14 protein-coding genes are annotated in these 13,741 nt (G+C 60.0%); 7 read left to right on the forward strand and 7 right to left on the reverse strand.

Translation table 11 applies throughout. The annotated features are described in order from the left end of the window. Positions 1–2: 2 nt before the first annotated feature. Positions 3–767, reverse strand: coding sequence for an SDR family NAD(P)-dependent oxidoreductase (locus ACYQ6M_RS05130; protein WP_460072518.1), 765 nt, complete (start codon positions 765–767; stop codon positions 3–5). A 175-nt stretch (positions 768–942) separates the two neighbouring features. Between ACYQ6M_RS05130 and ACYQ6M_RS05135 the strand changes: the two genes are divergently transcribed. Beyond that, on the forward strand, positions 943–1,839 hold the full coding sequence (locus ACYQ6M_RS05135) for an AraC family transcriptional regulator (RefSeq protein WP_460072520.1): 897 nt from the start codon (positions 943–945) through the stop codon (positions 1,837–1,839). 24 nt (positions 1,840–1,863) lie between these two features. Here ACYQ6M_RS05135 and ACYQ6M_RS05140 read toward each other — a convergent pair whose 3' ends face one another. From ACYQ6M_RS05140 to ACYQ6M_RS05150, 3 genes are all read right to left on the reverse strand, one after another. Then, positions 1,864–2,775 carry a PhzF family phenazine biosynthesis protein gene (locus ACYQ6M_RS05140; protein WP_460072522.1) on the reverse strand — a complete coding sequence of 304 codons (912 nt, stop codon included), beginning with the start codon at positions 2,773–2,775 and terminating at the stop codon, positions 1,864–1,866. Between the two features lie 227 nt (positions 2,776–3,002). Beyond that, positions 3,003–4,154 carry a GNAT family N-acetyltransferase gene (locus tag ACYQ6M_RS05145; RefSeq protein WP_460072524.1) on the reverse strand — a complete coding sequence of 384 codons (1,152 nt, stop codon included), beginning with the start codon at positions 4,152–4,154 and terminating at the stop codon, positions 3,003–3,005. 80 nt (positions 4,155–4,234) lie between these two features. Beyond that, positions 4,235–5,137, reverse strand: coding sequence for a pirin family protein (locus ACYQ6M_RS05150; RefSeq protein WP_152506041.1), 903 nt, complete (start codon positions 5,135–5,137; stop codon positions 4,235–4,237). 245 nt (positions 5,138–5,382) lie between these two features. On the opposite strand from ACYQ6M_RS05150, the gene ACYQ6M_RS05155 reads away from it, so the two are divergent. Genes ACYQ6M_RS05155 through ACYQ6M_RS05170 form a run of 4 tightly spaced genes read left to right on the forward strand, consistent with a single transcriptional unit; the run spans position 5,383 to position 8,487 of the window. Then, a complete protein-coding gene (locus ACYQ6M_RS05155; protein WP_460072526.1) occupies positions 5,383–6,306 on the forward strand; it encodes an ABC transporter ATP-binding protein in 924 nt (307 codons plus the stop codon). Between the two features lie 7 nt (positions 6,307–6,313). Then, on the forward strand, positions 6,314–6,805 hold the full coding sequence (locus ACYQ6M_RS05160; RefSeq protein WP_023000552.1) for a GNAT family N-acetyltransferase: 492 nt from the start codon (positions 6,314–6,316) through the stop codon (positions 6,803–6,805). Next, on the forward strand, positions 6,802–7,563 hold the full coding sequence (locus ACYQ6M_RS05165; protein WP_023000553.1) for an ABC transporter permease: 762 nt from the start codon (positions 6,802–6,804) through the stop codon (positions 7,561–7,563). Before ACYQ6M_RS05160 ends, ACYQ6M_RS05165 begins: the two co-directional genes overlap by 4 nt. A gap of 36 nt (positions 7,564–7,599) precedes the next feature. Beyond that, complete coding sequence (locus ACYQ6M_RS05170) at positions 7,600–8,487, forward strand: D-alanyl-D-alanine carboxypeptidase family protein (protein ID WP_055655402.1); 888 nt, start codon at positions 7,600–7,602, stop codon at positions 8,485–8,487. On the opposite strand, the gene ACYQ6M_RS05175 is transcribed toward ACYQ6M_RS05170, so the two are convergent. The 3 genes from ACYQ6M_RS05175 to ACYQ6M_RS05185 form a co-directional block, all read right to left on the reverse strand. Continuing rightward, positions 8,478–9,665: a GGDEF domain-containing protein gene (locus ACYQ6M_RS05175; RefSeq protein ID WP_460072529.1), complete on the reverse strand. Its 1,188-nt coding sequence runs from the start codon at positions 9,663–9,665 to the stop codon at positions 8,478–8,480. The two genes, ACYQ6M_RS05170 and ACYQ6M_RS05175, sit on opposite strands and share 10 nt — an antisense overlap. 319 nt (positions 9,666–9,984) lie before the next feature. Then, positions 9,985–11,004 (reverse strand): ketol-acid reductoisomerase, encoded by a 1,020-nt coding sequence (ilvC, locus tag ACYQ6M_RS05180; protein WP_006935853.1) that lies wholly within the window; start codon positions 11,002–11,004, stop codon positions 9,985–9,987. Positions 11,005–11,102: 98 nt separating this feature from the next. Then, positions 11,103–11,753: a TetR/AcrR family transcriptional regulator gene (locus ACYQ6M_RS05185; protein ID WP_023000556.1), complete on the reverse strand. Its 651-nt coding sequence runs from the start codon at positions 11,751–11,753 to the stop codon at positions 11,103–11,105. 270 nt (positions 11,754–12,023) lie between these two features. Between ACYQ6M_RS05185 and ACYQ6M_RS05190 the strand changes: the two genes are divergently transcribed. Together ACYQ6M_RS05190 and ACYQ6M_RS05195 are read left to right on the forward strand one after the other, a co-directional pair. Continuing rightward, positions 12,024–12,464, forward strand: coding sequence for a L,D-transpeptidase (locus ACYQ6M_RS05190; RefSeq protein WP_460072532.1), 441 nt, complete (start codon positions 12,024–12,026; stop codon positions 12,462–12,464). A gap of 144 nt (positions 12,465–12,608) precedes the next feature. Continuing rightward, positions 12,609–13,736 (forward strand): transporter substrate-binding domain-containing protein, encoded by a 1,128-nt coding sequence (locus tag ACYQ6M_RS05195; RefSeq protein ID WP_460072535.1) that lies wholly within the window; start codon positions 12,609–12,611, stop codon positions 13,734–13,736. Positions 13,737–13,741: the final 5 nt, after the last annotated feature.

Here is a 13,741-nt window from a genome sequence, read left to right on the forward strand (position 1 = left end):
TGTCAGAGGTTCTGACCGCCCGAGACTTCAATGCGCTGGCCGGTCATCCAGCCGGTATTGCCGCTCAAAAGCGCGGTGATGGCTCCACCGATGTCGTCCGGAAGGCCTGCACGGCCCATGGCTGTCATGGAGGCGACCACCTTGTTTATTTCCGGATTGTCACGTACGGCACCGCCACCGAAATCCGTTTCGATGGCGCCAGGCGCCAACGTGTTGACGGCGATGTGTCGAGATCCCAGTTCCTTGGCCAGATAGCGGGTCAGAACTTCAATCGCGCCTTTCATGGTCGCGTATGCCGCGTAGCCGGGCAGGGAGAACCGGGCAAGGCCGGACGATACGTTCAGAATGCGGCCGCCATCCGCGATCAGCGGCAGCAGTCGCTGGGTCAGGAAAAAGACTCCCTTTACGTGAACATTCATCAACTGGTCAAAATCGGTCTCAGTTGTCTCGGCAAAGGGCTTATGAATGCCCGTGCCGGCGTTGTTGACCAGGAAATCGAAACTGTCACGCTGCCAGGTCTGCTGTAGCACGGTTTTCAATGCGTCCGTGAATGCGGGGAAGCCGGACGTGTCGGCAGTATCAAGCTGCAGGGCAACAGCCCTGGCCCCCAGCGCTTCCACTTCAGCAACGACCTGTGCGGCTTCTTCCTTGCTGGTCCTGTATGTCAGGACCGTGTCGATACCGTTCTTGGCAAGATGAAGAACAGTGTTGCGGCCAAGGCCGCGGCTGCCGCCGGTGATGAGGGCGATCTTGGGGGAGGTGGTCATGTTATTGGCTCCAGTGTTGTGGGGCGTGATGTCGATGACCATGAGATAGTCCGTAGCGAGACGTGTTGTGTGCCGGTTTCTCCAGAAGACTTGCCTGATCCTACAAATCAGGCAACCTGCATGCTTGCCATCACCAACCGGCGGGCGTATCGCTGGGTTCTTGACGGAGGGAACCATGCAGGCAGACGAGCTTATCCGGAAAGTTGTTGCATTTGCTGATGATCATGGCGCGGGTGGCGATCCTTTTCCTGTTGGTTCTGGTGGCATGACGCTGGTGCGTCAACGCCGGCCAACCCTCATCTATCCGATCGTCTACCAACCGATTTTCTGCCTTGTTCTCCAAGGGGAGAAGCAGACATATCTCGGATCGAACACCGTCCGGTTCGGTGCCATGCAGTCACTGATTGTCGGGCTGGATCTGCCCGCGCAGGCACGGGTCGTGCGTGCGAGCCAGGCCGAGCCCTATGTTGCGCTCGCCATTCCACTGGATATGGCACTGATCCGCGAACTTGCTCCGGAGCTGGATCGGCCAGGTAAAACATCTCTGGCTGCACGCGCCGTTGCAAGCGGCAGGGCAGATGCGGCGATCGTCGATGCGATGCGGCGCCTGTTCGAGCTTGCGGAGATGCCGGAGGCCGGCAAGGTGTTGCTGCCGTTGATCTTGCGAGAGATCCACTACTGGCTGCTGACCGCCGAACATGGCGCTATCCTGCGTCAGATTTCAGAGCAGGACAGTCACGCGGCCCGCATCGCCAAGGTCATTGCCGGCATACGCCGGGACATTGCGGCGTCCTTGCGGGTGGACGATCTTGCCGGTGAGGCAGGCATGAGCGTGTCAGCCTTCCATGCGCACTTCAAGGATATTACCGGCACCAGTCCGCTGCAGTTTCAAAAGCAGTTGCGGCTGATGGAGGCGCGCCGGCTGCTGCAGGCGGAAAAACTGTCCGTCTCGCGCGCGGCGTTCCAGGTGGGTTACGAAAGCGCGACCCAGTTCAGCCGAGAGTACGCCCGGCATTTCGGTCTGCCGCCGCGCGCCGACAAGGCGAACGAACCTGCCCAGGCGGCCTTCTGACCGTCCGGGCAGCGTCTGATTTGATTAGAGGAACAGTTCGCCCCGAGCGACAAGCGTCGCCTGACCGCCGATCCTGACCGCATGCATCTTGCCGCCCTCGATGTCGATTTCCAGGTCGATCAGGGACGGGCGTCCCATCTCGAAACCCTGTTCGATGCGGATATGGTGGGTGCCGTTGGGAAGGTCGTCATAATAGTCGACCACACCGGCAAAAGCCGCCGCAGCAGAACCTGTCGCGGGATCTTCGGGAATGCCCATGTCGGGCGCAAACAGGCGGGCGTGGAAAGCGCTGTCGTGGGAGCGAGTTTCGCGGCAATAGACATAAGCGTCCGTATTGCCGTTCTTGCCGAAGCCCGCGTTCCACATGGCCGGCACCGGTTTGGCGCGCGCCAAGGCATTCAGATCGCGCACCGGCACGAAGGTGAAGGGAGGGCCTACGCGGAAGCGGGAGGGGCCATGGTTCTCGAACCCGATGTCACTCGGCTCCAGGTTGAGCGCGGCTGCGATCAGTTCGACGTTGTGGGTCGGTCCGGCGGGTTCCGGCAGGCTGGGAGCGTCGAACTCGGCAAAGGCGGCTGCGTGCTCGCGCAGGATAACCGCGCAGCGCACGGTGCCGATCTGCTGCTTCAGAACAACAACGGCATCCTGCTCGCCCGAAATATCGCCGAAGCGTTCCGTTGCCAGAAGGATGGCGGTGCCGACGGTCGGGTGTCCGGCGAACGGCAACTCCATCTTGGGAGTGAAGATCCGCATGGTGGCAGAATGCCCCGGCTTTTCCGGCGGGAAGACGAAGACCGTTTCGGAAAGATTGAATTCACCGGCGATCTTCTGCATCTGCTCGTCGCTCAGCCCCTCGGAGTCCAGAACCACCGCCAGGGGGTTCCCGGCAAGGCTCGTGTTCGTGAAGACATCCAGGATCGCGTAGCGGCGGCTCATACTTCTCTTCTCCCTTTCGCCGCCTGCCGACCTTCAAACGAAGTCAGGCGAGGGGCTCAAACGTTGTAAAACAACCAACCTGTCCGCATCGGTCGGCCCGTGCAAACCACGGTGCCGGCTTCAAAGGTGAGCGGACTTTTGCATTTTCAGGCAAGTCCTGCCAGTGCTTAGTGCGCATTCTTGGTGAACAAAATATTGCCGTTCCCGGCCGTCTTGCCGAGTGGTCTTCATGGCAGCAGATATTTGCCGAGCGAACGGGCGTAAGGCACGATGGCGCTGTCCTCAAGGTCCGCGCGCGTGCGAATGATGCGCATATCGGCAAGCTCCTGTTCTTCCGACGCCTCTGAAAAACGCAGGATCTCCGTGCGCAACTCTTCCGCGGGGCGGGGGACATCCATCAGCTGGCCGATGGAAATTCGCCAGCCGTCGAATGTCACCAGCAGCCCGGCAGGCTTGACGTCGTCTCGTTTGAGGCCTGTTTCCTCTTCAAGTTCCCGGTAGATCGCCCCGACAACGTCGACCTTGCCATCTTCGGTCAGGTCGGTCGGGTCGAGATTGCCACCGGGAGGGTAGATCATGCCCGCTGTGGCGGTCTTTCGGGACATGACACCATAGAGCAATGCGCCTTCGGCGGACCTCAGGATGGCGGAGCCGAAGAGATTGAACGAGCTTGCATCGGGCGCACCCCAGTCGCGCCACGCCAGGAAAGCGGCAAAGGAACATTCCGCGCAGGTGCCGTTAAAGGTGCCGTCCTTGAACTCGAACCTGGTCAACTTCATGGTTCGGCCATTCCAAAGCAAGGGAATGCGCTTCCTGGCTTCCTCGAAATACGCATCGATCGCGTCTGCATGCTTCGTTTCAAAAGCCCAGGGTTCGTCCGAAACCTCGATGTTCAGCGCTTCCACCCGGTAGACCGCAGGTGCCAGCGGTTTTTCCATCAGGGGGATTTCCTTTCCGGGCGACATCTCGCTTGGTCGCGTCGCCATCGTCCGAAACCCGCGTTTTTCGTAAAAGGGGCCCGCGTTGGCGTCGCTTTCCAGATAAAGCCGGCTCAATCCCTGTCGGTGGGCATGATCCTCCGCGCGCTTCAGCAGAAGGTCGCCAATGCCCTGACGTTGGGCTTCAGGGGCAACAAACAGAAAATCGACAAGCAGCGTATCTTCGCTTTGGGGAGAGAGCCCGGAAAAGGCTATGGGCTGACCGTCCCGCTCTGCAACGGTGAGCGTCAGGGACTGGATGGTTGCCTCCGATATTCGCCAGTAGTCGCGAAACTCTGCCATTTTTTCCTCCGGATAGCCCCAGGAGGCCTTGGCGCGATGGAGGATATCGGTGAGGGCAGGGGCGTCGGCCTCTGTGGCCGGGCGGAGTTTCAATGGCATGGGCTGTCCAGATCGATTGTATCCCGGACAGCCCTAGCCAGACTTTGTGAAAGTTACAAGGCAGCAGGTTCTTTTCAGCCCTACCGGATAAATGTGCCGTTCTGCAGTTCGGTTACCGCCTGGATCAGCTCCTGACGGGTGTTCATCACGATGGGGCCGTGCCAGGCCACGGGTTCCTTGATCGGTGCACCGGAGACCAGAAGGAAACGGATGCCTTCCTCGCCTGCGTGAACGACGATCTCGTCGCCGGAGCCGAAGATCACCAGAGATCGGTTGCCGGTCTCGTCACGGATCTTCAGTTCCTCGCCGCCGAATTCCTTTTCCGTCAGAACCCCGAACGGGTCGGATGCTCCTTCGAACGTGCCGGAGCCTTCGAAAATGTAGGCAAAGGTCTGCTTGTAGGTGTCGACCTTGAAGCGTTTCTTGTGACCTGCCGGCACATGGATGTCGAGATACTGCGGATCGGCGGCGATGCCGTCGACCGGGCCGCGCTTGCCCCAGAATTCGCCACAGATGACCCGTGCGGAAGTGCCGTCGTCATCGGTCACAACCGGGATCTCTTTCGAGGCGACATCCTGGTAGCGCGGAGCGGTCATCTTCAGCGAGGACGGCAGGTTCGCCCAGAGCTGGAAACCGTGCATGCGGCCATTGGCGTCGCCCTTGGGCATCTCCTGATGCATGATCCCGCGCCCGGCTGTCATCCACTGGACGTCGCCCGCACCCAGGTTGCCGCTGTTGCCCAGGCTGTCGCCGTGTTCAACGGTGCCGGCCAGCACGTAGGTAATGGTTTCGATGCCGCGATGGGGATGCCAGGGAAAGCCCTTGAGATAGTCCTCGGGACGTTCGTTGCGGAAGTCGTCCAGCAGCAGGAACGGATCCAGCATTTCCGGATCCTGAAATCCGAAAGCTCGCTCCAGCCGGACGCCGGCGCCTTCCATGGTTGATTGTGTGCTGCCGATGTGGGTTACGGGGCGGATGGACATGACTTGGTTCCTGATGCGGATTGACTTTGAGGGAAAGATAGCGGCTCGCAGGGCAAAACCTAGTCTTGGCTCTGCAGACGCAGTGTTTCGAAAGACGAAACAGTGATCCCGTTATCCGGATAGGTTCCGACCGGACGGTGGCTTACGGCCAAAGGGTTGCATCTTGCGGACGGTCCGCCCACATGCAAGTGTGCACGCCAGTTTGGCCGTCTGGTCAAATCCCCAATTCCGAACCGGTTGAAACGATGGCCCCGATACTTTCCGTACGCGACCTGGAAAAAACCTATGACGGTGGCTTCCAGGCTCTCAAATCCGTGTCTCTGGATATCCAGCAAGGAGAGGTGTTTGCGTTGCTCGGGCCGAATGGCGCCGGCAAGACGACATTGATCAGCACGATTTGCGGCCTGGTGCGGCCGACCTCCGGCAGTATTCACGTGTGCGGCCATGACGCCTTGAGCGAGTACCGCGCTGCCCGGCAGATGATCGGTCTGGTGCCTCAGGAGATGCCCACGGCTCCCTTCGAAATGGTCGGTGATACGGTCGCCTTCAGCCGCGGCCTGTTCGGCATGAAACCCGATCCGGCACGGATCGAAAGCATCCTCAAGGACCTGACGCTCTGGGAAAAGCGCAACAATCCCATCATGGCCCTGTCCGGAGGCATGAAGCGCCGCCTGCTGGTCGCCAAGGCGCTGGCGCATGAGCCGAAGATCCTGTTCCTGGACGAGCCGACAGCCGGCGTGGATGTGGAACTCAGGCACGACATGTGGCGCATCGTTGGGGAGCTGAAGCAGAAGGGCGTCACCATCATCCTGACCACCCACTATATCGAGGAGGCCGAGGAAATGGCCGATCGTGTCGGGGTGATCAACAAGGGTGAGATCATCCTCGTGGAAGAGAAGGCAGAGCTCATGCGCAAGCTCGGGCGCAAGTTGCTGTCGCTCAGCTTGACGGAACCGCTCTTCGAGATCCCGGGCAGTCTTGCCCGCTACGATCTGAAGCTCGAGGATGACGGCCGCAGCCTGGTCTATACCTACGATACCCAGGCTGACCGGACTGGCATCACGTCGCTTCTGACCGATCTCTCCCAGGCCGGCGTGCGTTTTCACGATCTGCAGACGGATCAGTCGTCGCTCGAGGACATCTTCGTCGGCCTGGTCAGTCAGGGATGAGGCGGCGATGGACACCGGTTTCACCATTCGCAAGGCGACACTGGACGACTGCACGGCACTGACAGACCTGTGCATGCGCTCCAAGCAGTCGAACGGCTATGACGATGCTTTCATGGCCATGTGCGCCGAAGAACTCAAGGTTCGCGACAGCTGGATCGAGGAGCACGATTTCTGGCTGGCGCAGGACGCAGGCGGTGAGCCGGTCGGCTGTATCCGGCTGTCCATGGAAGACGACGGTGAGACAGGGGAACTGGAGACCTGTTTTGTCGACCCCGCCTGGCAGGGACGCCGCGTCGGCCGGGCGCTGTTCGATGCGCTTTATGAAAGAGCGCGGAGCCTTGGTCTGGTGAGGATCGGTCTCGATGCGGATCCTTTTGCAGAACCTTTCTATGCCCGCATGGGCTTCAAGACCATTGGCCGGTCTCCATCCGGCTCGATCCCGGGGCGCACGTTGCCCCGAATGGAACTCATTCTGATTTCGGGGCAGCAGGGCACATGAATTTCGAAGCGATCAAAGTCATCTACCTGGCCGAAATGGCCCGCACCCGCCGCACGATCATGCAGAGCATCATCTCGCCGGTGATCTCCACGGTGCTCTATTTCGTTGTCTTCGGGGCGGCCATCGGCTCTCGGATCTCCGAGGTTGACGGTGTCAGCTACGGCGCCTTCATCGTGCCCGGGCTGATCATGCTGTCCCTGATGACACAGAGCCTCTCCAACGCCTCCTTCGGCATCTATTTCCCGCGGTTTACGGGCACGATCTTCGAGGTGCTGTCGGCGCCCGTGTCGTTCCTGGAAATCACCGTTGCCTATGTCGGGGCGGCGGCTACGAAGTCGATCCTGGTCGGGTTGATCATCCTGATCACGGCGAGTTTCTTCGTTCCGCTGGAAATCCAGCACCCGGTCTGGATGGCCGCGTTCTTCCTCTTGACGGCTGTTACATTCGCCCTGCTCGGCTTCATCATCGGCATCTGGGCCGACAATTTCGAAAAACTGCAGTTTGTACCGCTGTTGATTGTCACGCCTCTGGCTTTTCTGGGCGGCAGCTTCTATTCCATCAACATGTTGCCGGATATCTGGCAGAAGATCACGCTGATCAACCCGGTGGTCTACCTGATTTCCGGGTTCCGCTGGAGCTTCTATGGTCAGGCGGACGTCAGCCTTTGGCTGTCGCTGCTGGCAACGATGATCTTCCTCGGCGGTTCACTGGCCGTCATACATTGGATTTTCAAGACCGGATACCGCCTGAAGGCTTGAGGTATCCGGCCGAAACGCGAGTTTAAGAGAGCGGGAATGCGTGCGTCTGTCCTTTTGAAGAAGGCTTCGATCTTCGTTCTGGCCGGGTTTCTGGCCGCCTGTCAGACGGGGCAGGGGCCAGCCCCGACGCCCGTTACAAGTGCAGCGCCTGCCGTTCAGACGGCGCCTCTTCCTGCCGTTGCCTATGCGCCGGAAACGGCGGTCGAGCGCGGGTTCTCCGCGCTGGTGCTGAATGCGTCGACCGGCGAAGAGCTTTATGCGGTCGATGCGGATGCAGCGCGGTATCCCGCTTCGCTGAGCAAGATGATGACGCTCTACCTGCTCTTTGATGCGGTTTCGCAAGGGCGTTACACGCTTTCCACCCCTTTGAGCGTTTCGGCCAAGGCAGCATCGCAGCCGCCGGCAAAGATCGGCATCAAGGCAGGGTCGACCATCACGGTCGAGCAGGCGGCAAGGGCGCTTGCGGTCAAGTCGGCCAATGACGTCGCCATTGCCGTTGCCGAAAATCTGGCCGGAAGCGAAGCGGCCTTCGCCCGGCAGATGACGTCCCAAGCGCGGGCTCTTGGCCTGTCGCGTACCCGTTTCGTCAATGCCACGGGCCTGCCGGATCCCGCGCAGGTGTCGTCGGCGCGTGACATGGCAGTGCTTGGTCTCGCCCTGAAGCGGCGGTTCCCGCAATACGGCAGCTATTACCGGGCCAAGTCGTTCGACTACAACGGCCGCACCTTCCGGGCCACCAACAACCTGGTCGGCAAGGTTGCCGGTGTGGATGGTCTGAAGACGGGCTATATCCGCATGTCCGGCTACAATCTGGTCGCGACCGCCAACCGGGGCGGCAAGCGACTGATCGTCGTCGTCATGGGCGGGGCGAGCGAGGCGGCGCGGGACAAGGAAGTGACACGGCTGATCGAAGCCTATTCCTGAGCGGCCCGCAAAGGTTCGGCTGGTATTGCACCGGAAACCTTCTCGACAACCGAGACCCGATTGCGCCCGGTCCGTTTGGACAGGTAGAGGCTCTCATCGACTGTCTTGAGCAATTCGGCTGACGGCAGCTGGCTGCCGTCGCCGTGATAGACACCTGCCGACGCCGTCAGATTGAAGTCCTGCGGTGCGAATTCGAACCGCAGGTGGGAAATGCGCTCGCGCAGGCGATCGGCAACCCGGAAGGCGTTCTCGCGCGAGATGGACGGCAGAAGCACCGCGAATTCTTCGCCGCCGAGGCGGGCAAAGCAGTCGTTCTGGCGCAGATGCGCCTTCACTTCCGAACAGACCTTCACAAGCGCTTCGTCGCCTGCGACATGTCCGAACCTGTCGTTCACCTGCTTGAAGTGATCGAGGTCGAAGTGGACCAGACCGAAGTCGTCCTTCTGCGTTTCCTGCAGGAGGCTTTCCAGACGTGTCTGAAACTCTCTGCGGTTGAAGGCGCCGGTCAGGGGATCGCGCCGTGCCGCTTCCCGGTTCCGGTTCGCCACGAGCTCGAACGACAGTGCAAGGGAGAAAGCGCCGGTCAGACTGACGAAGACGAGTGCGCACATCAGGTGAATGTCGACAATCAGGTCGTCGATCATGCCGGGCCCTTGCGGGCCGCCGGAAACAAGTCCGTGCACTGTGCGCAGCACACCTTCGGCAGCCAGAAAGAAGAACGCCAGGATGAGGCCGATATTGGAAATCAGACCCCGGAACGGTCTTGAAGCGTAGGCGGTAATGGTTGCGACGGACAGCAGCGTGAACACCACGTTGGAGGCCATGTACGCAAGGGCGTAGTTGGAAAGCAGATACGCGCAGCCTGCGACGATGCCGTAGGCAAAGACGGGCGCGACAACATTGCTGAGCTTGCTCGGCATATCCGCCAGAAGGCGTGCTGCGTGCCAGTGACAGCCAAAACCGAGCAGCAACAGGGTGTTGGGGAGCAGATAGGCGACCAGGGGTGGCAGCATGCTGCTGAGCGCAAAGCAGATCAGAGACGACGCCAACAGGGTATTTGCAGCGGCCCAGCTCAACCAGTGAGCACGCGGACTGGTCTGCAGGGAAATGGCCAGGAAGCAGATGGCAAAAATCGACAGCAGAAGCACATTTGCCGAAAAGAGTGTCGATAGATCCATCAAGGCAGTCTCCGGAACCGGTCCCTCAATCTCACAAAGGATAGTGATTACGTTACGGGATAGGGTCTTGCAATCCGGTTAGCCGCGATAAAAAAACTTTTATCAAATAGGGAATTCAACGCTTTGGTCCCGTTTACGATACCTGTGAAATTTGCGGAGGCAATACGGCATCTTTGAGGCGGCAGGGCGGGGGTGGTCGTGGGCCGCTTATTTGTGCCGCCAGAACCCCGACATCTATTTGACGACCAGCAGGAACCGGCAAAAAGAAACCCCGCTGTTGCCAGCGGGGTCTCGTTTCGGGTCGATGGGGCGAACCTTGTTAGTTCTTGGTCTTGTCGACGAGCGCGTTGGACTTGATCCACGGCATCATGCCACGGAGCTTTTCGCCAACTTCCTCGATCTGGTGTGCGTCGTTCAGGCGGCGGGTTGCCTTGAACTTGGCAGCGCCTGCACGGTATTCCTGCATCCAATCGGACGTGAACTTGCCGGTCTGGATGTCGGTCAGGACGCGCTTCATTTCCGCCTTGGTTTCCGGCGTCACGATGCGCGGACCAGTCACGTACTCACCCCACTCTGCAGTGTTGGAGATGGAGTAGTTCATGTTGGCGATGCCGCCTTCGTAGATCAGGTCGACGATCAGCTTCACTTCGTGCAGGCACTCGAAGTAGGCCATTTCCGGAGCGTACCCGGCTTCAACCAGGGTTTCGAAACCGGCGCGGATCAGTTCGACGAGACCGCCGCACAGGACAGCCTGTTCGCCGAAGAGGTCGGTTTCGCACTCTTCCTTGAAGGTGGTTTCGATGATGCCCGAACGGCCGCCGCCAACGCCACAGGCGTAGGACAGGCCGAGATCATGGGCATTGCCGGAAGCGTCCTGGTGAACAGCGATCAGGCACGGCACGCCGCCACCCTTCATGTATTCGCCGCGCACGGTGTGGCCCGGGCCCTTCGGTGCAACCATCAGAACGTCAACGGTCGACTTTGCTTCGATCAGGCCGAAGTGAACGTTGAGGCCATGTGCGAAGGCGATTGCAGCGCCGTCACGGATGTTGGCTGCGATGTGGTCCTTGTAGATGTCAGCCTGCAGTTCGTCCGGGGTTGCCATCATCATCAGGTCGGCCCAGGCAGCGGCGTCAGCCACGTTCATGACCTTGAAGCCGTCAGCTTCTGCCTTCAGAGCGGTCGTGGAGCCCTCGCGCAGGGCAACGGCGATCTCCGTGCAGCCGCTGTCCTTGAGGTTCATGGCATGGGCGCGGCCCTGCGAGCCGTAGCCGATGATGGCGACTTTTTTGGACTTGATCAGGTTAAGATCAGCATCACGATCGTAATAAACGCGCATGGGTTCCTTTCTCCCGTCTGCATTCTGTCGTTTGAAGGCCGGTTTTCCGGTCTTGATTGGTTCTGGTGTTTCCCAGTGGTTCCGAAGGTTCGCGGCGATCAGGCCCCGAACAGACGGTAAAAGCGATCGACGGCCGCTTCGGCCTGCGATTTCAGATCCTTCTCGGCAGGACCAGCGGTCTCACCCAGAAGGAGGCGGATATGGACGTCCCGAATGGCAAGGCCGTAAAGCACCTGGTAGGCGTCTTCGGATTCGTCGAATTTCAGAAGCCCGTGGCGGCGGCCGCTGTCCAGCATGGCGCGCGCGCGGGCGGAAATCATGTGTTTGCCACGCACCAGCAGAAGCTGGCCGAGGCGGTTCGAATTGGTGTTGGACTGGCCGATCGACAGCCGGTTCAACGCCAGCGAGGTTTCTGAAAACAGGACACCCAGCAGGGCTTCGACAAAGGCCGTCACATGTGCCCGGAACGTCGCCGCATCGGCAGTGGCGCCAGCCTCGGAAGGAAACTGAACCTGGCTGGCCTGGAAGGCGACAACCGCAGCCAGCAGGCCGTCACGGTCGCCGAACCACTTGTAGAGGCTTTCCTTCGAGCAGCTTGCCGTGCGGGCTAAGCCTGCCGTCGTCAGCGCCTTCTCTCCACCTTCGACCAGCAGCGTCAGCGCATGTTGCAACACCACCTGCTGGCGCGGCGAAAATTCGGGCGCTGCATCCGGGCGGGAGGTGGCAATATCGTAAGCGGTCGCTGTCATGTCTCAGGTCGGATCGTTGATTGCATGTAGGGAACCGTACGGTACGGTTCGGGTGTGGTTATGGCACCGGCAGCTGGGCAGGTCAAGGGTAATTTTGCACCTATTCGGCGAACGTGCGCATCTGGGCAAGCACTCTGGAACGTGCGCTTCAAAGCGTGATCGGAGTAGACGTTTACGCTTACTTCAAGTTTGGCTTGCGTCTCGAAGAAAGTGCGGATTAGATTTTCGTATTCAGTTTTGTTGTCTTGTTTTTTCTTGGGTGTCTTTGAGATGTTGACCATCAAAAAACTCATTTCCGGGCCGTTGTTGCTGGCCTTTCTTGTCTTGGCTGCCACCAGCGCAAGCGCTGCACCTCGGGTAACCGCAAAGATCGATCTTTCCGAACAGCGGCTTTATTTGTACGTCGACGGGCGTTTGCGAAACAAATGGCCGGTTTCGACGGCACGCAAGGGATATCGCACACCAACGGGGAGCTGGCGCCCGACCCGGCTGGAACGCGACTGGCACTCGCGCAAGTACAACTGGGCACCCATGCCCTATTCGGTCTTCTTTCTCGGCGGATACGCCATACACGGCACCAACGATCTCAAGCGGCTGGGCCGTCCTGCCTCGCACGGATGCATCCGGCTCCATCCCAAGAATGCCGCTCAGCTTTTCAATCTTGTGCGAAAGGTCGGCCGCGCCGACACGAGGATCGTGATCACGCGGTGAGTTAGGGGGGGGCAATTCATCCTTTGCTACCACAGGCCGTATTCATGAGCAGCCTGTGTGGGCACAGGTTGCATGGTTTTGGTGTGGCGGCTTACCCTTCAGGACCCTTCTGGGTGATTCCCCTTCTGCCAAGCGGAGGCCGTCGTGACCGCCTGCTCGAATTTCTGTCGATGCCTGTCAGCTGCCCTTGTGCTCTGCCTGTCGATTTTTCTCGCGCTGCCGGCATTGGCGCAGACGGTGGAGGGGGACGACAATCCACCGCTGCCGGGCTCGCCGGTCAGCGTCGGCCTCTACATCAGCCCCCCTTTTGTCATGGAGGAAGAGCCGGGTGTCTATTCCGGCATGGCGGTGGACCTTTGGGAAGCACTGGCGCAGAAAAACGGAATTCTCTACGAATATCGGATCTTCCCGACTATCCGGGAGCTGGTGGATGCAGCGGCGGACAAATCCATCGGTATTGCCGTCACCAACCTGACGATCACCCGCAAGCGCGCCGACAGGATCGACTTTACCCAGCCCTGGTTCGATGCGGGCCTGCGCATTCTCGTGCCTGACAGTCAGGGAGCGAGTTTCAGTGAGGTGATAACGGGTCTGCAGGAATCCGGTTACCTGAGAGCCTATGGCTGGTTGGCACTTGTGATCGTGTTTGCCACGGCGCTGATGACGGTGTTCGACCGGCGTTTCGACAAGAACTTTCCCCGGGGCTGGCCGGAAGGCGTGTCGGAGAGCTTTTATGCGGTCATGTCCGTGGTGACATCCGGCAAGGCGCCTTCGCGCAAGAACCTGTTTGGTTGGCCAGGCCGCATCTGGCAGGCGCTCTGGCTGGTCTGCGGCATTGCGGTGATGGCCTATGTGACGTCGTCGGTGACCAGCGTCATGACAACCCTTTCACTCACCAACCAGATCAACAGTGTTGCCGATTTGCCGGGCAAGAGTATCGGCGTCTTCGCCGGCAGCGTGGCTGAAGAGTTTGCAGAAGCATCCGGTTGGTCGCACCGGTCATTTGACGACATCGAAGGTGCAGTCGCTGCTCTGCGCAATGATGAGATTGACGCCGTTGTGGGCGATGCGCCTGTCCTTGAGTATTACGCTCACAGTCACCCGCGGGCGAATGTCGAGGTGATCGGCCCGATCTTCGAACCGGACAAATACGGCTTTGCCCTTGCGCACGGCAGTCCGTGGACACGGCCGTTGACGCTGGAATTGCTGACGGCGCATGAGACGGACATGATCGAGCAATTGCGCGTGCGCTACTTCGGCGACGAGCGCTAGGAGCC

The organism is Roseibium sp. ROS1, assembly GCF_054658215.1.

Bases quoted from the DNA above. Each gene is read 5' to 3' on its own strand.
- ACYQ6M_RS05130 (WP_460072518.1), bottom strand. From the start codon at position 767: ATGACCACCTCCCCCAAGATCGCCCTCATCACCGGCGGCAGCCGCGGC.
- ACYQ6M_RS05135 (WP_460072520.1), top strand. From the start codon at position 943: ATGCAGGCAGACGAGCTTATCCGGAAAGTTGTTGCATTTGCTGATGAT.
- ACYQ6M_RS05140 (WP_460072522.1), bottom strand. From the start codon at position 2,775: ATGAGCCGCCGCTACGCGATCCTGGATGTCTTCACGAACACGAGCCTT.
- ACYQ6M_RS05145 (WP_460072524.1), bottom strand. From the start codon at position 4,154: ATGCCATTGAAACTCCGCCCGGCCACAGAGGCCGACGCCCCTGCCCTC.
- ACYQ6M_RS05150 (WP_152506041.1), bottom strand. From the start codon at position 5,137: ATGTCCATCCGCCCCGTAACCCACATCGGCAGCACACAATCAACCATG.
- ACYQ6M_RS05155 (WP_460072526.1), top strand. From the start codon at position 5,383: ATGGCCCCGATACTTTCCGTACGCGACCTGGAAAAAACCTATGACGGT.
- ACYQ6M_RS05160 (WP_023000552.1), top strand. From the start codon at position 6,314: ATGGACACCGGTTTCACCATTCGCAAGGCGACACTGGACGACTGCACG.
- ACYQ6M_RS05165 (WP_023000553.1), top strand. From the start codon at position 6,802: ATGAATTTCGAAGCGATCAAAGTCATCTACCTGGCCGAAATGGCCCGC.
- ACYQ6M_RS05170 (WP_055655402.1), top strand. From the start codon at position 7,600: ATGCGTGCGTCTGTCCTTTTGAAGAAGGCTTCGATCTTCGTTCTGGCC.
- ACYQ6M_RS05175 (WP_460072529.1), bottom strand. From the start codon at position 9,665: ATGGATCTATCGACACTCTTTTCGGCAAATGTGCTTCTGCTGTCGATT.
- ilvC (WP_006935853.1), bottom strand. From the start codon at position 11,004: ATGCGCGTTTATTACGATCGTGATGCTGATCTTAACCTGATCAAGTCC.
- ACYQ6M_RS05185 (WP_023000556.1), bottom strand. From the start codon at position 11,753: ATGACAGCGACCGCTTACGATATTGCCACCTCCCGCCCGGATGCAGCG.
- ACYQ6M_RS05190 (WP_460072532.1), top strand. From the start codon at position 12,024: ATGTTGACCATCAAAAAACTCATTTCCGGGCCGTTGTTGCTGGCCTTT.